This is a genomic window from Leucogemmata humicola, assembly GCF_055379415.1.
Genome location: NZ_AP040875.1, coordinates 4506423 through 4527627, shown reverse-complemented (window position 1 = coordinate 4527627; position 21205 = coordinate 4506423). Strand labels below are relative to the sequence as shown.

At 62.4% G+C, this 21205-nt stretch carries 19 protein-coding genes; 15 read left to right on the top strand and 4 right to left on the bottom strand.

Going from position 1 to position 21205, the window contains the following annotated elements; genetic code table 11:
* Positions 1-34: 34 nt before the first annotated feature.
* Entirely contained in the window at positions 35-481 is a 447-nt protein-coding gene (locus tag AC6H4Z_RS19350) for a hypothetical protein (protein WP_497543605.1), read from the bottom strand.
* A gap of 215 nt (positions 482-696) precedes the next feature.
* Between AC6H4Z_RS19350 and AC6H4Z_RS19345 the strand changes: the two genes are divergently transcribed.
* From AC6H4Z_RS19345 to AC6H4Z_RS19310, 8 genes are all read left to right on the top strand, one after another.
* Positions 697-2517, top strand: a complete 1821-nt coding sequence (locus AC6H4Z_RS19345) for a carbamoyltransferase family protein (RefSeq protein WP_497543604.1) — start codon at positions 697-699, stop codon at positions 2515-2517.
* Positions 2490-2906 carry an SxtJ family membrane protein gene (locus tag AC6H4Z_RS19340; protein WP_497543603.1) on the top strand — a complete coding sequence of 139 codons (417 nt, stop codon included), beginning with the start codon at positions 2490-2492 and terminating at the stop codon, positions 2904-2906. The genes AC6H4Z_RS19345 and AC6H4Z_RS19340 overlap by 28 nt, the downstream gene beginning before the upstream one ends.
* 15 nt (positions 2907-2921) lie before the next feature.
* On the top strand, positions 2922-3080 hold the full coding sequence (locus tag AC6H4Z_RS19335; protein ID WP_497543602.1) for a DUF5989 family protein: 159 nt from the start codon (positions 2922-2924) through the stop codon (positions 3078-3080).
* Positions 3081-3114: 34 nt separating this feature from the next.
* On the top strand, positions 3115-3615 hold the full coding sequence (locus AC6H4Z_RS19330; RefSeq protein WP_497543601.1) for a hypothetical protein: 501 nt from the start codon (positions 3115-3117) through the stop codon (positions 3613-3615).
* 19 nt (positions 3616-3634) lie between these two features.
* Complete coding sequence (locus tag AC6H4Z_RS19325; protein WP_497543600.1) at positions 3635-5515, top strand: GDSL-type esterase/lipase family protein; 1881 nt, start codon at positions 3635-3637, stop codon at positions 5513-5515.
* 95 nt (positions 5516-5610) lie between these two features.
* The gene (locus AC6H4Z_RS19320) at positions 5611-6774 is read left to right on the top strand and encodes a TonB family protein (protein WP_497543599.1); all 1164 of its coding nucleotides are present in this window, start codon (positions 5611-5613) and stop codon (positions 6772-6774) included.
* A gap of 480 nt (positions 6775-7254) precedes the next feature.
* The gene (locus AC6H4Z_RS19315; RefSeq protein ID WP_497543598.1) at positions 7255-10362 is read left to right on the top strand and encodes a SusC/RagA family TonB-linked outer membrane protein; all 3108 of its coding nucleotides are present in this window, start codon (positions 7255-7257) and stop codon (positions 10360-10362) included.
* A gap of 26 nt (positions 10363-10388) precedes the next feature.
* A complete protein-coding gene (locus tag AC6H4Z_RS19310) occupies positions 10389-12014 on the top strand; it encodes a RagB/SusD family nutrient uptake outer membrane protein (protein WP_497543597.1) in 1626 nt (541 codons plus the stop codon).
* A gap of 88 nt (positions 12015-12102) precedes the next feature.
* Here the strand turns inward: AC6H4Z_RS19310 and AC6H4Z_RS19305 are convergent, their stop codons facing one another.
* Positions 12103-12633, bottom strand: coding sequence for a hypothetical protein (locus AC6H4Z_RS19305; protein ID WP_497543596.1), 531 nt, complete (start codon positions 12631-12633; stop codon positions 12103-12105).
* Positions 12634-13022: 389 nt separating this feature from the next.
* On the opposite strand from AC6H4Z_RS19305, the gene AC6H4Z_RS19300 reads away from it, so the two are divergent.
* From AC6H4Z_RS19300 to AC6H4Z_RS19290, 3 genes are all read left to right on the top strand, one after another.
* On the top strand, positions 13023-13676 hold the full coding sequence (locus AC6H4Z_RS19300) for a hypothetical protein (RefSeq protein WP_497543595.1): 654 nt from the start codon (positions 13023-13025) through the stop codon (positions 13674-13676).
* Positions 13677-13754: 78 nt separating this feature from the next.
* Complete coding sequence (locus AC6H4Z_RS19295; protein WP_497543594.1) at positions 13755-14156, top strand: response regulator transcription factor; 402 nt, start codon at positions 13755-13757, stop codon at positions 14154-14156.
* 16 nt (positions 14157-14172) lie between these two features.
* A complete protein-coding gene (locus tag AC6H4Z_RS19290) occupies positions 14173-15810 on the top strand; it encodes an EAL domain-containing protein (RefSeq protein ID WP_497543593.1) in 1638 nt (545 codons plus the stop codon).
* Positions 15811-16036: 226 nt separating this feature from the next.
* Here the strand turns inward: AC6H4Z_RS19290 and AC6H4Z_RS19285 are convergent, their stop codons facing one another.
* Both AC6H4Z_RS19285 and AC6H4Z_RS19280 read right to left on the bottom strand, forming a co-directional pair.
* Positions 16037-17326, bottom strand: a complete 1290-nt coding sequence (locus tag AC6H4Z_RS19285) for a 3-deoxy-D-manno-octulosonic acid transferase (protein ID WP_497543592.1) — start codon at positions 17324-17326, stop codon at positions 16037-16039.
* Between the two features lie 8 nt (positions 17327-17334).
* The gene (locus AC6H4Z_RS19280; protein WP_497543591.1) at positions 17335-18048 is read right to left on the bottom strand and encodes a DsbA family protein; all 714 of its coding nucleotides are present in this window, start codon (positions 18046-18048) and stop codon (positions 17335-17337) included.
* Between the two features lie 199 nt (positions 18049-18247).
* On the opposite strand from AC6H4Z_RS19280, the gene AC6H4Z_RS19275 reads away from it, so the two are divergent.
* The 4 genes from AC6H4Z_RS19275 (at position 18248) to AC6H4Z_RS19260 (ending at position 21186) form a co-directional block, all read left to right on the top strand.
* Positions 18248-18883: a MotA/TolQ/ExbB proton channel family protein gene (locus AC6H4Z_RS19275; protein WP_497543590.1), complete on the top strand. Its 636-nt coding sequence runs from the start codon at positions 18248-18250 to the stop codon at positions 18881-18883.
* Positions 18884-18901: 18 nt separating this feature from the next.
* Positions 18902-19717, top strand: a complete 816-nt coding sequence (locus AC6H4Z_RS19270) for a TPM domain-containing protein (RefSeq protein WP_497543589.1) — start codon at positions 18902-18904, stop codon at positions 19715-19717.
* Between the two features lie 2 nt (positions 19718-19719).
* Complete coding sequence (locus AC6H4Z_RS19265) at positions 19720-20439, top strand: hypothetical protein (RefSeq protein ID WP_497543588.1); 720 nt, start codon at positions 19720-19722, stop codon at positions 20437-20439.
* 114 nt (positions 20440-20553) lie between these two features.
* Positions 20554-21186, top strand: coding sequence for a LemA family protein (locus AC6H4Z_RS19260; protein WP_497543587.1), 633 nt, complete (start codon positions 20554-20556; stop codon positions 21184-21186).
* The last annotated feature ends 19 nt before the right edge of the window (positions 21187-21205 follow it).

Below are 21205 nucleotides of genomic sequence, written 5' to 3'. Positions count from 1 at the left end.
GGGTCGGCCATTGGCCGACCCTTTTGCGTCGTATCTAGCGCCTGTTGACGGAGATGACTTGAATAGCGCCGGCGCTGTTGCCGTTCCCGAAGCGTGACTGCGCTTCTGACGCCGAATAGTATTTCAGCGACGACGCGCTGGTGAGCGCCAACTGTCCGAGGATTTCCGTCGTGCCGGCGTGCTGTGTGTCGATGTAGACCTGCACAGCCACCGGAGTCGAGCCGCCCGCTCCACGGGCTTTCGAGGCCGGAACGCTCGTTCCACCGCGCGGCGTCAACCACTCCGGGTGCAGACGTTGCACGACTTCGAGCAAATTCGAAACTGCAACGTCTTTCATGTCAGCGGCGGTTATCACGGTACGATCCCGCTTTGGCGCGGCATCACTGCTGCTAGCCGTTTCGGATGCACCGGCGCTGGCGCACGCCAGCGTCGCAGCGGCGACCACCGCGACAATGACGCGGGGCAAGCCAAGTTTGGTCATGCCATCCTCCGAAATACGGCCAACGAGCGGCCGTGGGTGGGGGTTCGGGAGAGGACGTTAAGGGCTCTTATTCGTCGCTAACGTGGCCACGCCGCGCAAGTCGCGCAAGTCGGCTTGCACCTCAGTTTGCCATTCTGTACACTGCCCGCATGATCCGTTACGAGTCGTCGACCATTGGGTGCGTGCAGTGATCGATCTAGCATCCGCGACCTGAAGTGGCGCAGCACGTTCTCGGGCTGTCCGCGTTCTATCACGACAGCGCCGCGTGCCTTGTTCGTGACGGCGTGATCGTCGCCGCGGCTCAGGAAGAACGGTTCTCTCGGGTGAAAGGCGATGAGCGCTTTCCGAACAGCGCCGTCGGATTCTGTCTCGCCGAGGCGGGAATTTCGGCAAGCGAACTCGATGCTGTCGCGTTCTACGACAAACCGCTCCTCAAGCTCGATCGGTTGCTCGAGACGTCGCTCTGGCTAGCGCCGCGCGGACTAAGCGCGTTTCTGAAGGCTGGTCCGCTTTGGGCAACAACGCGTCTCCGAGTCGAGGACGCGATCCGACGCGCGCTCGATGGCTTCGAGGGCCGCGTGCTTTTCTGCGAGCATCACGAGTCGCACGCGGCGAGCGCGTTCTATCCGTCGCCGTTCGACGAAGCGGCCGTGTTGACGATCGACGGCGTTGGCGAGTGGGCGACTGCAACGATCGGCGCCGGCTCAGGGCGCACTCTGCGACTGACCCACGAAATGCGCTTTCCCGATTCGCTCGGGCTGCTCTATTCGGCGTTCACATACCACGCCGGATTTCGTGTGAACTCTGGTGAGTACAAGCTGATGGGGCTCGCGCCGTATGGCGAGCCGCGTTTCGTCGATGTGATCTACAAGCACCTGATCGATCTGCGCGACGACGGCTCGTTCACTATGGATCAACGCTACTTCAACTACCTCGGTGGACTCACCATGACGAACGACGCGTTCTCGTCGCTCGTCGAAGGGCCACCGCGTGTTCCGGAGTCGCCGCTCACGCAACGCGAGATGGATCTCGCGCGGTCGATTCAGGTGGTCTGCGAGGATGTCGTCGAGCGCATGGCTCGGACTGCAGTTCGCGAGACGGGGCACGACTCGCTCTGCCTCGCGGGCGGAGTGGCGCTCAACGCCGTTGCAAACGGAAAGCTCGTGCGCGAACGAATTGCTCGCCGCATCTGGATTCAGCCTGCAGCTGGCGATGCGGGCGGCGCGCTCGGCGCGGCGTTGCTTGCGTGGCATCGATACTTCCACGGCGAGCGTGTCGTAGCCGAAGGGCATGACGCGATGCAAGGTAGCCTGCTGGGTCCGCGGTACGGTGAGGCGGAGATCGAGAACGCGCTACGCATACTGGGTGCGCGGTACGAGCGGCTCGGTCGCGAGGAAACCATCGCCGTCGTCGCGGATGAATTGTCGCGTGGCTCCGTTGTAGGCTGGTTCGACGGTCGGATGGAGTTCGGCCCGCGCTCGCTCGGCGCACGGAGCATTCTTGCCGACGCGCGTGATCCTGCGATGCAAACAAAGCTCAACCTGAAGATCAAATTTCGCGAAGGATTTCGTCCATTCGCACCGAGCGTTCTTGCATCGAAAGCGAGTGAGTATTTCGATCTGGACGGGGAATCGCCGTACATGCTTCTCGTGGCGCCGGTCCGCGAACAGCGTCGGATGCCTGCGCGCGACGATGACACACAGCGCGGTTGGCTCGAGCGTCTCAGCATGCCACGCTCTGACATTCCGGCCGTCACTCACCTCGACTACACGGCCCGACTCCAGACGGTGACGCGCGATCGATCGCCCGGCTTGTTCGACGTGCTCGAGGCGTTCGAGAAACGCACGGCGTGTCCCGTGCTGGTGAATACGTCGTTCAACGTTCGTGGAGAGCCGATCGTGTGTACGCCTGAAGATGCGTACGCGTGTTTCATGCGAACGGACATCGACATTCTGGCGTTGCCTCCATTCCTGCTGCGCAGCAAGGATCAACCAACCACGCGCGAACAATGGCAACGACCAATCATTCAGGATTGATGACCGTTCGCGAAGGGCGACGGTTTGCCGGAACGCTCGCGGGTGGATTCGCGGTTTTGGCCGCCCTCGCGTTGTGGCGTCATCGGATTCCGGCCTCGGCGATCCTTGCCCTGGTCGCGGTCGTTGCGGCACTAGCGGGCGTGTTTGTTCCAACACGCTTACGCCCTATCGAGCGGTCGTGGAATTCGCTAGGCCACGCGCTGTCGCGCGTCACCTCGCCGATCTTTTTCACAGCGTTGTATCTCCTCGTCCTCACTCCGCTTGGCTTTCTTCGTCGAACCATGGGGCGCAGCCCACTTGCGCGCTCGCGCGCGTCGACGAGCTTTTGGGTTCGGCGTTCCGCGCAGACCGATGAGGAACTTCGGGCCGGTCTCGAGCACCTTTACTGAACTAGTGACGACGCGATGGGACAGATCGGACTGGCGCGTGAGCTGTGGGGCTTCATGCGAGCGCGGAAGAAGATGTGGCTCATGCCCCTGATCGTGCTCTTGCTCGGACTCGGGGCGCTCGTGTTGGCGGCTCAGGGCAGTGCGCTCGCACCATTTATCTATTCGATTTTTTGAGCCGTCGGACCATTTGGCATTTGAGGTGGGTGTGATGGGAACGTTGCGATCGCGGACGGTTCGAGGCGCCATACTCGCCAGCACGCTCGGTTTGAGCATGGTGGAGTCGGCCTGCTATGAGTATTCGCAGATACCGTCCGAAACGATCCAGGTCGTTCCGGGGACGAGCTTTTCGTTCACGTTGAATGATCTGGGGCGCGCGGGCCTGTCGGACAAGCTCGGACCGGCGGTCGGACGCGTTGAAGGTCGCTATACCGGCATGGCGGGCGATGCCTACAATGTGAATGTGTTCGTCGTCGAAACCTTGGGCGCGGGTCGTTCGCATTGGGTTGGTGAGCCGGTCCAGATTCCAAAGCAGTACGTGACTGGCATTTCCGAGCGACAACTCTCGAAGGGGAAGACCTTCGCCGTTGTTATCGGATCGCTCGCCGCGTTGGGTGCGCTCATCGCTTCGCGTAGTCTGGTGGGCAGCGCTGGCAGCGACCCGGTGGCACCGCCCGGAGGCGGCGGTACCGCGGTGCGGTTGCCGCGCTGACGGCCCGCACGCTCCCACGGTGAAGACGACCGCCGCGGCGCCAATCTCGCGTCGGAAACTCGCGCTATTCTGGACGCTGACGCTGCTCACGCCAGTGTTGCTACTGGTTGCCGCCGAAGGCGTGCTGCGGCTCGTATGGCGCGGCGGGGCCATCCCGCTTTTTGTGCCGGCGATCGTCGAGGCGGGCGACGACCTGGTTGCCAATCGGAACGTGGCGCGCCGTTGGTTCATCTCTGAGACCGAGCCGCCCTCGCCGATCGTCGAACCGTTCGCCCGAAACAAACCCGCGAACGCGTTCCGCATTTTTGCCTTGGGCGAGTCGACGACCGCAGGCTTTCCGTTTCCGCATAACGGCGCATTTCCTCGACTGCTCCGCGACGTGCTTCGCGATGTCCTGCCGACGGACTCGGTGGAGGTCGTGAATCTCGGCATCTCGGCGACGAACAGTTTTTCAATGCTCGACATGGCCGACGAGGTCATCGCTCAGCGCCCGGACGCAGTGCTCATTTACGCCGGGCACAATGAGTACTACGGTGCGCTCGGCGGTGCGTCGAGCGAGTCAAGCCTCGGCGGATCTCCTGCGCTCATCAGACTCTACTTGCGACTCCAACGCCTGCGAGTCGTGGCGGCGATCCGCACCGTCGTCGCGTCAACCCGTCGTCGTTTTTCTCGCGGGACGTCAACGGGGTCGGGTGATGCAGCGAGCTTCATGGAGACTCTCGCGCGCGATCAACTGATCTCGCTCGACGGACCAGCATATCGTCGCGGAGCGCAGCAGTTCTCTGAGAACCTGGCGCTCTTGATCAAGAAGTTTCGTGGGGCTGGTGTCCCCGTTTTCATCGGCGGATTGGTGAGCAACGTCCGCGATCGTCCACCATTTGCGTCGCCGGCGAACGGTAACGCGGGAGGCGCCGACTCGACCTACGCCGCGGCCCGCGCAGCCTTCGGGCGCGGCGATACTGCAAACGCTCGCGCGCTCTTCGTTCGCGCGCGTGATTTGGACGTCGTGCGCTTCCGTGCGCCGAGTTCGTTCAACGAGATCATTCGTGGGACGGCAAGGGCGAACGATGCTGTTTATGTGCCGGTGCCGGAGGCCTTCGACTCGGCGAGCGGTGGGATACCTGGTGCTGCGCTGTTTCTCGAACACGTCCATCCGACCCAGGACGGCACAGTGTTGCTCGCCAGAACCTTTTTCGAAGCGCTTCGAGGCGCGGGTTTCCTGGGTCGTACAGCGCGACTCGATCGTCTCAAGAGCTGGGGCGACTACGAGCGCGGGATGACGCTGACGCCATTCGACCAGCGCATCGCGTTTCATACTCAGCAAACGCTCATGCGGCGGTGGCCGTTCGTCGCGACGTCGGAACAGCAGGACTATCGTGCGACTTACCGTCCCAACGGTGTGCTCGACAGCTTGAGTTTTCTCGTATCGAGGGGAGCGCCGTGGCCGCTGCTCAAACTCCGCATGGCGCAGGCGTATGAGTCTGCCGGGCGAGCGGATTCGGCGGTGTCCGAGTTCCGGGGCCTCGCGCGCGAAACGCCGCAATTCTCTGAGCCATGGGCGCTGCTGGGCCGCGCCTTGCTTCAAGTGAAGTCCGATAGCGAGGCTGCGGCGGCGTTTCAGCAGGCTCTAGCCATTCGGCCGTCCGCGGACGTTGCCTTCGCGGCTGGCGACTTGGCGATGCGCCAGAAGAATCCTGCCGCTGCCATACCATTGCTCGAAACAGCGATTCGCATGGGAATCGCGCGTCCCGATGCGCTATATGAGTTGTCTCTCGCATACGGACTCACGCATGATGCGGTACATGCCCGCGCCACAGCGCTGCAGCTGGCGCGTGTGGCGCCGACATATCCAGGGCTCGCCGATTGGCTGCGGGCATTGGGGGTTGGGCCGGGGAGGTAGCGCAGCGGCCGGAATCTGGTCGCGCAGCTTGACGGAACTGACACGTGAGCGCATGTGTTGATCACGTGGCGCGACAACGCTTCTCCGGAGCTGGCATGACGCGACCTGCGTGGATGCGGCGAGCACTCGAATCGATCGGGGTTGTGGTTGTCGCTGCGGTGGTCGCGCTTGCCGTGGCGACGCGCGCGTCGGCTCAAGCGACTCGGCTGACGGTGCGCGGCGAGGTGACCGATTCAACGGGTGCTGCCGTTGTCGGCGCGCAGGTATCGGTCGCTGGAGCGGCCGTCGTTGTCACCGGCGTGGACGGTCGGTTCACGCTGCGTGAGGTTCCGCCGGGCAAGATGCACCTTGCGGTACGGCGTCTTGGATTCAGCCCGGTTGGCCTCGATCTGAACCTGACTGCTGAACCGGGGATCTTGCCGATTGTCCTGGCAGCCATTCCTGAGGCGTTGTCCGCCGTCACGGTCATGGCGCGCCGCGAGGTGTTCGACGCTCGGCTGTCCGGGTTCAACGCGCGGAAAACGCGGGGAATGGGCTATTTCATCACGCGCGACCAGATCGAGCATACGACAAGCTCGCATGTCGTCGACGCGCTTCGGGCCTTCCCAGGGGTTCGCGTTTTGAATCTGCGTGGCGCGATGGGTCGAACGGTCAGCCTGGGGGGAGCAGGGTGTCCACCGCTGGTCTTCCTCGATGGTTTTCCAGCGACTGCAGGTCCGTTGGACCTCGACGGTATCGAGCTAGGGAGCTTGGAGGGAATTGAGGTTTATGCCGGCAGCACCGGCGTGCCTCCCGAGCTGATCGGCCCGCGCGGCTTGGATCGCTGCGGTGTGATTGCGCTCTGGACGGCGCCAATGCGTCCACGTCGTAGCGCGGCGGAGCGACAGGCGGTTGACGTCGACGAGCTGGTGGCCAAGGGCGCCGTCTTTACGGCGAGTCAGGTCGACCGCCAGGCTGTGTACGACGCGGAGTCGGCGGTCCCGGTCTATCCCGAGGCGTTGGCAAAGGCCCAGGTGCGGGGTCGCGTGGTGATCGCGGTCGTCGTCGATGCCAAGGGCCGAGTCGAACCGGGGACGGTCAGTGTGGTGACGACTACGGACAGCGCGTTCTCAGAACCGGCGGTCGACGCAGCGAGTCACGCGCTGTTCACGCCGGCGATGCTGCGCGGACGGACGGTGCGCCAGCTGGTCCGATTGCCCTTTGAGTTCGACCCGTCCGTGCCCCCGGATTCCTCCCGGACGACAGGTCGGCGACCGTAGCAGCGCCCGTGGTGCGACAGGGCCTCTCTTGACTGTTGCGCGGCAAATCAAACTGTATCGGGCCTGCAACCACTGTGTTGCGGACGTGTTGGGAATCCTCATCAGACAACGGGGATTCATGGTCATGAACCGCTAGCGGGCGTCTGGTAGGTGTCAAACGGCCTCAGAATCCGGTCAGAAAATGGGCTGGCGAGATCATGCATATGTATGACATATTGTCGCACGCCCATACAAAGTCAGATGCTGATGTGACTAACTGGCCTGTAGGAGTGTTTGCTAACTAGATCGTGCCCCAAGATTCTGTGACGGGTGTTTTCGCAAAGTCGAACGATTCAGCAAGCAGGCCGCGCCCGACGCGGGGCGCCAACAACTGTAGGTCGTTTTATCCCGCGTCCGATCGACAGAAAGCCGCACTGCGATCGACGAGAGTTTCCCGCTGCGCAACGCGCCACCCGCGCGACCCCCTTAACGAGGATTCACATGCCGCAGGTTGATCGAGTGAGGGCCATCGTGGCCCCGCTCCTCACATTACTGTTGGTGGCAGGCGCTGCGACCGTGCAGGCGCAGTCTGCCGTGATAACCGGCAAAGTCACGAACGAGCAAGAAGCCCCCGTGGTTGGCGCGAACATCTTCATTCGCCAGCTCGGGCTCGGAACGACGACGAACGAACGGGGCACGTACACTCTGACGATTCCGGGTGCGCGAATCCCGACCGGCCAGCAGATGTTGACAGCGCGGTTCATCGGGTATGTGCCGTTGGACAAGCCGATCACGATCACCGCGGGCACGCACACGCAGGATTTCGTGCTCAAGGCGGATCCGTTCCACCTCGATCAGGTGGTTGTCACGGGCGTCGCCGATTCGACGTCGTCCAAGAATCTGTCGTTCTCCGTGGCGCACGTCGGAGCCGATCAGGTCAAGGACGTTCCCGCTGCGAATCCGCTCGAGGCCCTCGCCGGCAAGGTCGCGGGTTTGAAGGTGGAAGTCGGCGTCGGCAACCCGGGCTCGACTCCGGCAATCCGGCTCCGAGGCTCAACGAACCTCCAGGTTGGTTCGAGCACACCGTTGATCATCGTCGACGGCGTGATCACGACCAACTCGATCGCTGACATCGACGCGCAGGACATCGAGTCGATCGAAGTCCTCAAGGGTGCGGCCGGCGCATCGTTCTACGGCTCGAATGCCGCGAACGGCGTCATCAGCATCTCGACGAAGCGCGGTCGCAGCCTGGCGGAGAACCACCTCACGATCAGCGGACGATCGGAATACGGCCGGTCGTCGCTGAACAATTGGGTGGATCTCAACCACAGCACGCGTGCCCAGTTCAACGCAGACGGCAGCATCCAGCTACAGGCGAACGGCAACCCGGTCGTCAATACGACGGGCTTTGACGATACGCCGTATCCGAGCAGTGGTCCGAACCGGTTCCGCAACCAGCTTCAGACCTACCTGGGCAACAACGATTACTACAACAACGACGTGCAGGTTGGCCTGCGTCGCGGCAACACGAACTTCAATTCGTCGTTCAGCTCCAATCACAACGGCGGCATTCTTCCGTTCGTGAACGGTCAATTCAAGCAGAACGCGCGCTTCAACGTCGACCAGGGCGTGACCGACAACTTCGACGTGTCGGGGAGCTTCACCTACGGCATGCAGCACAACGACTACACGCCGGGAAGCACCACCAGCTGGTTCGAACTGCTTCAGGCGCCGCCGATGATCGACCTCGTGCACCCGGGCACCACGTCGGACACGACGTCGTATTTCCGCAAACTGCCGACCTACTCGTCGCCGAACGCGCGCGACAACCCGCTCTATTCGCTCAAGAACACGGCAGTCCAGTTGCGTCGTGAGCGCATCATCGGCTCGGCGGCTGCGCACTACCGCGCCACGGATTGGCTGCGCATCGATGGCAACTACGGCACCGATCGATTGAACCAGCAGCAGCAGACGTATCAGTTTCGCGGATATCTCACCGGTGCTGGCGCGCCTGGCCCCGGCTCGCTGACGTCGGCTGCCACGAACAACGTGTCCTGGAACTCGCAGCTCCGCGCGACGGCCACGAAGTTCTGGAAGGACATCCTTTCGACGACCAGCGTATCCTACCAGCTCGAGAGCGAGGCGGACAACAACACGTCGGCCGGTGGATCGAAGCTCAACGTCAACGACGTGCCGGATCTTTCCGCGCTCGATCCGACGCAGCTCACGCTGACGCAGGGCACGCAGAAGCAGCTCACGACTGATTACATGGCGTCGCAGTCCCTGACGTACAAGGACCGCTACATCCTCGACGGTCTGGTTCGTCGCGACGGCTCGTCACTCTTCGGGCCCAACGCCCGTTGGTCGGACTTCTATCGTGTCGCCGGCGCGTATCGACTGACCCAGGACCTCAATATCCCCGGTGTTCAGGAGCTCAAGCTGCACGCGGCGCGTGGTACCGCGGGTCTTCGCCCAGGCTTCAACTACCAGTACGAGACCTACTCGCTGAGCGGCGGTACGTTCTCGAAGCAGAATCTCGGCAACAAGAATCTCCGGCCGGCGGTGCTCACGGAGAATGAGTACGGCATCAACGCGCAGTTCTTGCAGCGCTTCAGCGCCGAGGTGACGTACGCCGATCGTAACACGAAGGATGCCTTCCTCCAGATTCCGTTGTCCGCCGCGGCGTCGGGTGGTTTCAGCAACCAGTGGCAGAATGCCGCGACGATCGGCTCGAAGACGCTTGAAGCGGCCCTTCAGACGCGCGTTCTGGATCGCCGGAACTTCACGTACGACATCTCGATCAGCGGCGACCACACGACTCAGGAAATCCTGTCGATGAACCGCGCGCCGTTCCGCGTTTCGGCGGACAATGCGCAGGGTCAGAACGTGTTCTGGTATCAGGCGGGCTTGCCGCTCGGCATCATCTACGGCACGCGGTACGTCCACACCTTCGCGCAGCTCAAGGAAAACCCGGCGAATGCGAGCGCGGTCGAGAGCGACTACGTCGTCAACCCGCTCGGGTACCTCGTGAAGAAGTCGCTCCGTGGTACGGCGAATGAGCTGCCGATCGCCTACACCGATGCCAAGGGTGCTACGAGCTTCGTGCTTGGCGACGTGAATCCGAAGTTCAATTTCGGTTTCACGAACGACATCAAGATCAGCCGTTTCAACGTTCACGCGTTGTTCGACGGCCAGCAGGGCGGAAAGATCTACAACTTCACCAAGCAGTGGATGATGCAGGATCTTCGCGCTGGCGTGATGGATCAGTCGGGCAAAGCTGCCGACCAGAAGATTGCCGAAGGATTCTATTCGGCTGGTCTGTACAACGGCCTGAATGCCGACGAGTTCTTCGTGGAGGACGGGTCATACATCAAGCTTCGCGAGCTTTCGGTCGCGTATGATGTGGCGACCAAGTTGCTGCCGAAGATTGGCCTTGGCCGCGCGAGCGGGCTCAAGATCGCCCTCGTCGGACGCAACCTGATGACGTGGACCAAGTACAGCGGCTTTGATCCGGACGTGACGTCGGGCAGCGATTTCAATTATCGCATTGACGGATTCAAATACCCGCCGTTCCGCACGATCACGGGTCAGGTAGAGATCCACTTCTAAACATCGCCAAACTCGGAGCCAAAGTAATGATAGCAACACGAACGAAACTCGGATCCGCGTTGGGAGCGGCGGTGCTCATGATGAGCGCTGCCTGTTCCCAGGATCTGGCGGTTTCAAATCCGAACAACCCGGACGTCGCGCGCGCGATTGCGTCGCCGGCGGACGTGCAGTCGCTCGCCGTGTCGTCGGTGAACTCCTGGTACCTGGCGACGACATACATCGATCCCTGGACGGGACTATCGGTGACGGCCGACGCCATGACGGCGAACTTCGGCAACTTCGCGATGCGCTTCCAGAACGTGGAGCCGCGCGCGCCCTATCTCAACATCACGTCGAACGCCGATGCCGAAATGGCTCGCGAGCCGTGGAACCGGCAGTACAAGGTGTTGGGTGCGGCGAACGACGTGCTGCGCGCTGTCGCGGGAGGCATCACGCTCCCCGGCGGAACGGATCAATACGGTGCGCTCGCGAAGTTTGCCCAGGCAGGTTCGCTGGTGCAGCTCGCGTTGCTCTTCGACAAGGCGTTCATCGTCGACGAGACCTTCGACGCATCGAAGGGTGCCCCGACGTTCTCTCCGTACACGGACGTTGCCAAGACGGCGCAGGCAAAGCTGGATGCGCTGATCGCGGCGACGAGCGGTAAGACGTGGACGTACTCGGACGCGACGACGATCATGCCGCTCGTTGGCACGACGCTCAACGCAACCAGCATCAATCGCATCGCGAACACGATGGCCGCGCAGCTGCTTGCGTACACGCCGCGCAATGCGGCGGATGCGGCCAAGGTAGACTGGGCCAAGGTGCTGCAGTATGCCGACAAGGGCATCGGCACCGGTTCCGCTGGCGCTCCGTTCAACTTCACGATCCTGAGCGACAACAACAACTGGTATTCGTACATCGCGTACTACTTCGAAGAAGAGTCGTGGATGCGCGTCGACCAGCATCTGGTTCACCAGATGGATGCTGTTGTTCCGGACAAGTTCACCGGAACGCTCGTGCCTGCGTCTGGCACAGGCGACAAGCGCCTTGCAACCGATTTCACGTACAAGGCCAACGTCATCGGTGACGCGACCCGCGGCATCTACATGCAGAGTCCGTGGGCGCACACACGGTACGCCTATGCGGCGCGCAACTCGGCGACGTCGGCGACCGGACCGGTGCCGTACATCCTCGCGGCGGAAAACGATCTCCTCAAGGCCGAGGCGCTCGTGCGCACCAATGGCGATCTGGCGCTCGCGTGCCAGCTGATCAACAACACGCGCGTCACGCGCGGTGGACTCGCCGCAGCAACTCCAGGCGATGGTGCGGCCACGTTGCTCGCCGACATCCTCTACGAGCGTCAGGTGGAACTACTGGGAACGGACGGGTTCAACCTGTTCTTCAACCGACACGCGGATGCGCTGCAGGACGGAACGCTTCGCCACATCCCGGTTCCCGCGTCGGAGTTGGAGATCCTCACGCTTCCGGTGTACACGTTCGGCGGTGTTGGTCAGCCGCTGGCGAATGTTTCGCCGACCGGAGGGAGTTCGCTCTCCGTCGGTCCGAGCGCCGGCGCTTCCACCAAGTCGATCGTCTTGCCGAATGGCAAGGTGTTGGACCTTCACGAGGGCGTCCGACCGGAACCCCTTACGTCGAGCAGTTTCAAGCGCTAGGTCTTCGCTGAGAACACTCTGAAAACGAATTCGGGCGATACCAAAGTGGTATCGCCCGAATTTTTCTTTTACTCATCGCGGCTGCGATCTACTCCTTTCTTGGCTCCAGGCGCAGATTGGCGCACGTAATGACGTCGGCCTCGTCGCCACCGTTGCTCCGGTAGACATTCACGTGAAGGTTCCCGGAGGTCGGAAGCGGGAGCGGTACGGTCCCATCTACGTGTCCGCGGTTGTTCGACATGGAAATGTCGGGGAACTGGCTGACGGTAAGCATTGGAATCGCGCCGGAGCCACACCGTCCGCTGACGAGTGCCCAGTGATAGTACTGCGCGGATCCTGAGACATCGCTGATGTTGATCCGCGCCCGAATGAGGGTGGGTGACTCGGCCACGAGCACCGCGGTGCCCGTGGCGTTGTTGCGGCCGCGCGGCGCGTTCGCGTCGCCGCTCTGTTGTTGGACGGCCTGAAACGATCCGGACCACTGGAGCGTTGCCGGTCCGAGACCGCCAGTCAAGCCCGCGTTGACTGCTGCTGCGTTCGGGTCGGAATGCGCTGAGGCACAACCAATCCCGACGAGTCCGACCGCGAGTGAGGAGAGAATCCGACGGCAACTATACACACAAACCTCCGATACGAGTGAAGATTGTGAACGTTTGACAACGTGCCGAAACCATCAATTCAGCGCAAGTTATTTTGCGGCCAGAACACGGCGGCAATTCACATTTTCTAGACGCGCGATGACGTTCCGTGTGACGAAATAGGCGTCTTCGATCGCGCCCTATAAAAGTCCTCTAACGCTCAGGTGTCGCGGTCGTAAAGAGGGTTGACCGGCCACGCCCTGCGTTGCGCAAAGGCGGAGGCCTGTGCCCGGCGTGCTCATCACAGGGGGAGCCATCAGCGGACGGCCTATCATATCCTGAGCCTTCGTCGGAGCTGGACGCGCGAGGCGATGGCGGCGGCGCACGATGCTTGCTCGGTTCGTCGCTCAACCACACCGGAAAACCCAACGTGAGAATCCTACCATTCCTGCTGACGCTCGCCGCGGCGTCGGGGGCGAGCGCTCAACTACCAGGCGTGCCGGTCTTGCAGAACGCATGGGCAACTCCAGGGATCATGTTCGCGATCGACGGCGGCGCAGGCAACGGTCGCAGTGTGATCGGGGCCGCGGGGTCGTGGGCACCTGGGCTTCGAATTCAGGTCAGCGGCGGCGTTGGATTTCAGACGGGAAATGCTGTGGGGTCGAGCGCGGCCTATGGCGTTAGAGTCGCCGTGCCGCTGGTTCCATCATCGAGCTCGATTGGTCTGGCGCTGTTCGCCGGAGCTGGTGGGGCCTCCAGCCACAAGAATCCGGCGATTCTCGCAGTCTTTGATTCGATCACGAACTCGGGCGAGTTACCGGTCGGCGTCGCGTTCGGTTGGAAGCACACCGGAGGGTTCGGTCGCGGCTTCTCGCTCTATACCGCCCCAGCGCTCGTGTTCTTCACCGGAGGCTCTGCGCCCGACAACCTCGTGCGCATCGCGATCGGACTCGACGTGGGGCTGACGGACTCGTGGGGGATTACCGGAGGCGTGGACCTGGGGCAAAGCCGACCGCGGGCCGTTGGTGGTCCGGGAGGCCCTCAGTTCGGTCTTGGTGTTTCGCGTGCCATGGCAACTCGATAGCTGGCTTGTGAATTGCCTTTCTCAACTGCAGAGGTGCGCGGGGGGCGCGCACAGGCGAACGCGCACAAGGGCATACGGATGAGCAAGGGCTCACTTCCACCGATTCTGGTGGTCGACGACAACCACGACAATGCGGAGATCATCCGGCAGTATCTCGAGATACGCGGATATCCGATCACCGTGGCGCATAGCGGCGATGAGGCGCTCACGCTCTTCGAGACCGTACGCCCCGCTATAGTTCTACTCGACGTGATGATGCCCGGCCGAGACGGCTGGGAAGTGTGCCGAGTGATGAAGCAGCATCCAACGCTTGGACGCTCGGTTCGCGTAATCATGGTCACGGCGCTCGACGAATGGCGCGACAAGCGCGAAGCGCTGCAGATTGGCGCAGACGATTACGTAGAAAAGCCATTCGATCTTCCAACTTTGGCTGCGACGGTCCAACGAAACCTCGATATGCAGCAAGCCAAGGCGTCGTGACGCCACTCGGGTCGGCGTGAGCGAATCACTTCTGCTCACTGATTTCGACGATCCCGCTCTCGAGAAGGCGATCGACACTCTCGAGGGATGGCAGGTTGAGCGCGTCGCATCCAAAGATCTTGCCGACGCGATAAGCGCTCGGCCGGAGGCGCGTGCGGTACTGATCAGTACGTCCGACCCAACCATTCTGCGCGCTGTGGTCGAGCGAGCGCACGCGGGTGCGATCCCGGTAGTTGTCGCGTGCGCGGACGATACGTCGCGGCGTCGCGCCGTGGAGCTCAAGGTCGAAGAGTGGTTCCGCTGTCCTACGGATCCCGAAGAGATGGGGCAGCGTATTCGCGCCGCCGTGGGCCGTGGAACGGTGCCCGGACCGGTCGCGTCTGATCTCGTCGAGCGCGTTGAATACGAGCAGATGCTTCACGATTCACTCACGGGCCTGCCGACACTGCCCGTGATGATCGAGCGATCGCGCAACTTGTTCAAAGAGCGTGGCGAGCTCGTCGTGCTCTATCTGAACTTCGTGCGGTACTCGAAGATCGAAGAGATTTACGGATGGGAAAAGCTGGACGCGGTGCTCGAAACAACGGCTGCGGCCGTCCGAGAATTTCTCGACGATACCGCTCTCAGCACATCGCGCGTCATGGTCAGTTTCACCAACGACGACGATTTCATCTTCTTCCACGTGCCGGCGGCCGGTGTGGCGGCGGCATCGGAGTCGGAGATTACCGAGATGGTGGCGCGACTGCAGCGCCACGTTGGCGGGCGCATCGAAGCGCAGCATGGTGAGGACATCGCCGCGCTGTTCGACATTTACGTCGGACGCGCGCACGTGTACTACAATCCAAAGATTCGTCTCGAGCGGTTGATCTACCGCGGCATTCGCGAAGCGGCCAATGCATCGCGCTCGATCGAAGAGCGCGAGCGAGCACGCCGAGTGGCGGATCTTCGGTCGAGTCTTCGCGATCGCGCGGTGTATGTCGACTATCACCCGATCGTCGTCACCGAGACGCGCGAGATCTTCGGCTACGAGGCCTTGGCGCGCGGCGTGATGCGCAGTCTGCGCAGCCCCGAAGTGATGTTCGATGTCGCTGCGGAGGCTGACCTGGTGTGGGAGCTCAGTCGCCTATGCCGCAGCCGAGCGATCGAGGGAATCGATACGAGACTGCAGCCGAACGAACTGCTCTTTCTCAATGTCGATCCGCACGATTTCAGCGATCCGGCGTTCGACGAGAACGAAGTGAAGTATCCCGAGCGCGTGGTCATCGAGATCACCGAGCGCACGGCGATCAAGGATTATCCAAAGTTCCGCGAGCGTCTGCGTCTATTCCGCGAGCGTGGCTTCCGCTTCGCAGTCGACGACGCCGGCAGCGGGTACGCGGGTCTGGGTTCGATCGCCAACCTCGAGCCGGACTTCATCAAGCTCGATATTTCGCTCATCAACGCGATCGATACGAATTTCATCAAGCAGAATCTCGTCGCGACGATGGTGAAGTTCGCCAACGACCACGGTGCGAAAGTCGTTGCCGAAGGCGTGGAGCGCGCGGAGGAGTTCAAAGCCGTCCAGGAATTGGGCGTGCATCTCGTGCAGGGTTTCTTCCTGCATCGGCCGTCGCACCTACCGGCGCAGCCGGCGAAGGAACGAGCCGCTCGATAGGCTGCTGGATGCGGGATAGTTCCCACAAATTGATGAACGCGCCCCCTCGCTAGGCTGCTGGATGGGGGACAGTCCCACAAATTGATGAACGGAAACCGCCGGATTCACGGAAACGGCCGGATGAACAGCGCTTGATATGCAGGCAGTTTCCGGTCAATCCGGCTGTTTCTGTTCTAAGTATCTGAGATGTCCGCCGAGCGACAAACCCGTTTGCTGGCGCGAATCGCTATCGCAACAAGCGATCGATCAGTTCGAATGATCGCTCGGCCGCACCGATACCGCTTCGCACGAGCGCGCGCGCGTAATTTCCAGCGTCGCGTCGCATTGCCTGATCGGTCGTCCACAGCCGCAAACGCCGACACATGTCCGCCTCATTGGCCACGGACACGCCACCGCCGCGCTGCGAGAGCAACGTCGCGTCACGGCTCATCTCGTGGCGCGGACCGAAGATGACAGGCGCACCGAAGGCTGCCGGTTCGAGCACCGAGTGCAGGCCAGCGGCGTGAAACCCGCCGCCGACGTACGCAACATCGGCAAGCGCGTACAGCTCACCGAGGATCCCAACGCGGTCAATGATGACGACATCGGCATCGCGCGCCGCGGCGTCGGTATCGTCGATGCGTGCGACGGTCAAACGTGAACGCCGCGCCGCATCAACAATGCGTGCGACATGCTCGAGTGTTGGCTCGTGAGGCGCGATGATCAGTCGCGCGTCGCCACCGCTGCGACGCAGGGCTTCGAATGCGGGTAGGAGGACGGCTTCATCTGCCGGCCACGTCGAACCCGCGACGATTGTCGAGCGGCGATTGCGCAATCGTTCGAGCATTGGGCTCGCACGATCGACGCGTTGCGCACGAAGCCAAACCTGATCGTAGCGCGTGTCACCGGTGAGGACGATTGCATCGGGGCGAACCCCCAACTCCACGAGACGATCGGCGTCTGCCGCATCGATTGCGCCGACGACTTCGAGTGCGGCGTAAGCGTCGCGCAGCAGCGTCGTGGCCGTGCGCGACCGACGCGACGATCCACGCGCCAACGTCGCGCTGACGAGCCCAAGTCGCACTCCACGTGCGCGTGCTTCGCGCGTAATGACCGGCCACACGTCGAGCTTGGAGAAGACGAGTGCCGTTGGCTTGAGTGCGTCGAGCACAACACGCGCGTCGCCCGGCGTGTCGAACGGCAGATAGTCGCGGAAGTCGACGTCCAGATCGCGCGCAAATGTCGGCGCACTCGGCGAGAAATATGTGTAGGCGAGCTGCAGCTCCGGGCGTCGCACGCGCGCCAATTCGAGAATCGGTCGGGCTTGAAGGCCTTCGCCAACCGACGGCGCGTGCATCCATAGCAACGGTCGCGATCGGTCGCGACGCGATGCTGCCCACTCACGATACCGCCCGCGAATTCCACGACGCGCGCGTAGCGATCGAAGAAACTTCGAGTCGCTATTCGGTGCGACTACGGCTGCACCACGCGCGATCTGCGCGAGTGCGCGATACCCGAGCTGGACCGGTATCTTCACCGATTCGATTACGGCTTTTTGCCAGCGGCGCCGCCGGCTTTTGCGAGCGCCGCGTCGAGCGCGGCGCGAACGTCCGCCGATGCGCTGGCGAAGATCTGATCACCAATGAAGAACGTCGGTGTGGAGTTCACGCCCGACTGCTGCGCGCGATCGTGGTCCGCTTGAATTAGCGGAAGCGTCAGGTGCTTGCTCACGCACTGACGATACGTCGACATGTTGACTCCGGTCGCGGTCGCCAACGAGTCGAAGAGTGGCGTGGCGTTCTTGACGGTTTCCCATTTGGCTTGCGTGGCGAACAGCGCGTCGTGCATTGGCCAGAACTTGCCCTGCACCGACGCGCACATCGCCGCCTCTGCGGCGGGCATGGCGTTCTGGTGCTGGCCGAGTGGGTAGTTGAGGTACGCGAGTCGAACGCGGCCCTTGGCGACGTAGTCCTTCACGATCCCGGCGAATGCAGCGTCGTGCCACTGTTTGCAGAACGGGCACTGAAAGTCGCTGGCCATGATGAGCCACACCTTTGCCGTGCTGTCGCCCATGATGCGTCCGCGGTCAGCGCGATCGCTGATTGTGTCGGCGACGAGCGTCGGGGCGAGCGTTCCGCTTTCGGTGACGGCAGCGCGATCGCTGCTCGCGACCTTGGCGTCGCGGGCTCCAGCGTCGGCTCGCGAGCAGGCTGCGACGAGCGACGAGGCAACGAGAATTCGAAGGAAGGTATGTCGCATGAGACGGTGGGTAGGTTCGGCGGAGTGCGCGCCCTGGCACTCAAAGTTACGCAACGGGCACAGTCGCCACAAACCATTACGCAGCAACACTCTCCGGCGTTCGTACGGCTTTCGGCGTAGGGCATGTGTCTTGCACCCTTGGGAGCGTCTGACTCTCGGTCACGAGAGGTAGTGGGTCACGTACCGAGCTTACGACGACATGCGCACGATGGTGGGGTGGTTCCAGGAGGGCGGGCCGATCATGCTGGTCATCGCGCTAGTTGGCCTCGTTGGGATCGCCGTCGTCATCGAACGGCTGTACGTGATTGTGTTCCGATCCAAAAACAACGGCCGCGTCTTCATCGAACGGATCATTCAGCTCGTTCGTGGCGGCAAATTGGACGAAGCCATCAAGTTGTGCGCGAATTCGAGCGCGTCGCTTCCGGACATTGGGCTTCTCATTTTGCGAAGCCGGAGCCGCGATGAGGCCGACCTTCAGAACGTGGCGACGGCGGCCAACCTGACCGTCGTACCGAAGTTGACCCGGCGGCTGCAGTATCTGCCTACGCTTGCCGTCGTCGCCATTCTCCTGGGCGTGCTCGGCTCGGTCCACGGCTTTCGCGACGCGTTGCTCCGATCTGGTGCAGGCGCCGACCACGATGCGCGGCTATCGGCGGGCTTTGCCGCCGCACTCACGCCAACGACCTTCGGCCTGGCGGTGGGGGTCGCACTGACACTCGGGCGCGGATATCTCGTAAGTCAGGCAGAGGCGATCACGGAAGAGATTCGCGAATTTTCGGCGCGGCTCATCAACGCGCTGAGTGATCGTCCCGACGTCCGTCTCGGGCACCGCTGAGCTAGTTAGCTTACCACTGTGTCACTTCGTGCACTGCCGCTTCTCGCACTCGCGCTGCTCACGACCGCGTTCCAGGGGCTGCAGATTCCGGCGCCCCAAGGATACGTCAACGACTTCGCGCACGTCATTCCTGCGGCTACCGCGGGGACGATCGAGCGAATCATTGCCGACGTGCGCGCGAAATCGGGCGGCGAGATCGTGGTCGTCACGCTGCCGGATCTGGGCGGCCGACCCATCGAAGAGGTAGCACTCCGGATCGGTCGCGAGTGGAAGGTCGGGCAGAACGGTAAGCCAGGCGACACCGCGCGAAATACGGGCGTCATTCTGCTCGTCGTGCCGAAAGAGACGAGCGCGGACGGTCAGGGCCACGTGCGCACCGAAGTTGGATTCGGCGCCGAGGGTTTCATTACCGACGCGACGACCGGCCAGATCCGCGATGAGGCTATTCCATACTTTCGTCAGCGCGACTACGGTGGCGGCATCGAGTTGATGACGCTGCGCATCGCGCAGCGCTTCGCCGGCGAATTCAACTTTCAGATCGATAGCACGTTTCAACCGCCGCCCACACGGCAGCGCGTGCGTCAGGGTAGTGGTGGAGGGATTCCGCCCTTCGTCTACCTGATCATTCTGTTCGTGATTCTCTCCGCGTTGGGCGGAGGGCGCAGACGCGGCGGATGCCTTCCGATCTTCATTCCGATGGGCGGTGGTGGTCGCGGCGGATGGGGCGGAGGCGGGTTCGGTGGCGGTGGTGGTTTTGGCGGCGGTGGGGGTGGATTCGGCGGTTTCGGTGGCGGAGGCGGGTTCGGCGGTGGTGGCTCTAGCGGATCCTGGTGACCATGGCGCGAATGACACTCGACGAGCTCGTATCGCAACTGAAGGCGGCGTACGGCAGCGCACTTCGCTCTGTCGTGCTGTACGGCTCGTCTGCGGCGGGCGAACGCGATCCGAAGCGGTCTGACTACAACGTGCTCGTGCTCGTCGACGCGCTCGATGCGTCGCGACTGGCGGCTGCGTCGGCAGCGTCGCGCGCGTGGGCAGACGCCGGCAATCCGGCGCCGCTCACGCTGACAACCTCTGAGTGGCGCGGGTCGGCCGACATCTTTCCAATGGAGTACGCCGATATCCTCGAGCGACATCGCGTGCTCCACGGTGAATCGCCCTTCGAAGGCATTCGCGTCGATCTCAAGGATTTGCGCCTGCAGCTCGAGCAGGAGGCGATGGGCAAGCTGATCAAGCTCCGGCAGGGCGTGCTGGCGTCGGGAAACGAGGGGCAGCGTCAACTCGAGCTGCTTGCCGCGAGCGCCAGCACGATCATGATCATCTTTCGCGCGTTTCTGCGAATGCTCAACGAAAAGCCACCTACGGACAACGTTGCGCTGTCGGACGCTGTCGCCAAACACGCCGGATTCGACGCAACGCCGTTTGCGCGCGTCGTCCGTCACGTGCGCGCTGAAGCAACCCTTCCGTCCGCTGACGTTTCTAGCGTCCTCGCCGGCTATTTGCGGGGAATGGAGCAGCTTGTGGCGTATCTCGATAAGTATCAGGCGGCTACGTAAGCACCAGTCGTCTTGGATGGGAGCGCAATGCAGCGGCGCGCTCAGCTCTGGAACTCGTTGCTGTGTTGGATCGTAGTGTTCTTCGTCACCACCCCTCATTGAGGAGTTACGCACATGAAACGCTGGCTCGCTCTTCTGCTTCTGCTTCCTCTCGGCGCGTGCGGGTACAACCGCATCCAGTCGCTGGATGAGCAGGCTGGTGCAGCGCAGAGTCAGATTGAAGTTCAGCTGCAACGTCGCGCTGATCTGATTCCAAATCTCGTAAACACCGTGAAGGGCTACGCCCAGCACGAAGAGACCGTACTCACGCAAGTGACGCAGGCGCGTGCCGGCCTCGTGAATGCGATTCAGTCGAAAGACGCCGAACAGATGGCCAACGCGAACAATCAGTTGACCGGCGCGCTCGGCAAACTGATGGTATCGGTCGAGGCATATCCGAATTTGAAAGCCGACCAGAGCTTCATTCGGCTACAGGACGAGTTGACGGGTACGGAGAATCGTATTGCCGTGTCGCGCAACGATTACAACCAGGCGGTGAACGCGTACAATGCATTCATCCGTCAGTTCCCGGCGGTATTGACCGCGAAGGTCACCGGCGCGCATCCGCGAAAGTATTTCACGGCGACTGGCGATGCGCAGCAGGGTCCGCCGTCGGTTGATTTCTCCAAGCCGCCCGGAGCAGCGCCGGCGACCGCGCCTGCGACGACGCCGCCGCCGACGACGACACCAGCACCGAAAAAGCCATAGCCTGGCGAAGTTGAAAAAA

Bases quoted from the DNA above. Each gene is read 5' to 3' on its own strand.
- AC6H4Z_RS19340 (WP_497543603.1), top strand. From the start codon at position 2,490: ATGGCAACGACCAATCATTCAGGATTGATGACCGTTCGCGAAGGGCGA.
- AC6H4Z_RS19320 (WP_497543599.1), top strand. From the start codon at position 5,611: ATGACGCGACCTGCGTGGATGCGGCGAGCACTCGAATCGATCGGGGTT.
- AC6H4Z_RS19275 (WP_497543590.1), top strand. From the start codon at position 18,248: ATGCGCACGATGGTGGGGTGGTTCCAGGAGGGCGGGCCGATCATGCTG.
- AC6H4Z_RS19315 (WP_497543598.1), top strand. From the start codon at position 7,255: ATGCCGCAGGTTGATCGAGTGAGGGCCATCGTGGCCCCGCTCCTCACA.
- AC6H4Z_RS19265 (WP_497543588.1), top strand. From the start codon at position 19,720: ATGGCGCGAATGACACTCGACGAGCTCGTATCGCAACTGAAGGCGGCG.
- AC6H4Z_RS19295 (WP_497543594.1), top strand. From the start codon at position 13,755: ATGAGCAAGGGCTCACTTCCACCGATTCTGGTGGTCGACGACAACCAC.
- AC6H4Z_RS19350 (WP_497543605.1), bottom strand. From the start codon at position 481: ATGACCAAACTTGGCTTGCCCCGCGTCATTGTCGCGGTGGTCGCCGCT.
- AC6H4Z_RS19260 (WP_497543587.1), top strand. From the start codon at position 20,554: ATGAAACGCTGGCTCGCTCTTCTGCTTCTGCTTCCTCTCGGCGCGTGC.
- AC6H4Z_RS19335 (WP_497543602.1), top strand. From the start codon at position 2,922: ATGGGACAGATCGGACTGGCGCGTGAGCTGTGGGGCTTCATGCGAGCG.
- AC6H4Z_RS19330 (WP_497543601.1), top strand. From the start codon at position 3,115: ATGGGAACGTTGCGATCGCGGACGGTTCGAGGCGCCATACTCGCCAGC.
- AC6H4Z_RS19310 (WP_497543597.1), top strand. From the start codon at position 10,389: ATGATAGCAACACGAACGAAACTCGGATCCGCGTTGGGAGCGGCGGTG.
- AC6H4Z_RS19280 (WP_497543591.1), bottom strand. From the start codon at position 18,048: ATGCGACATACCTTCCTTCGAATTCTCGTTGCCTCGTCGCTCGTCGCA.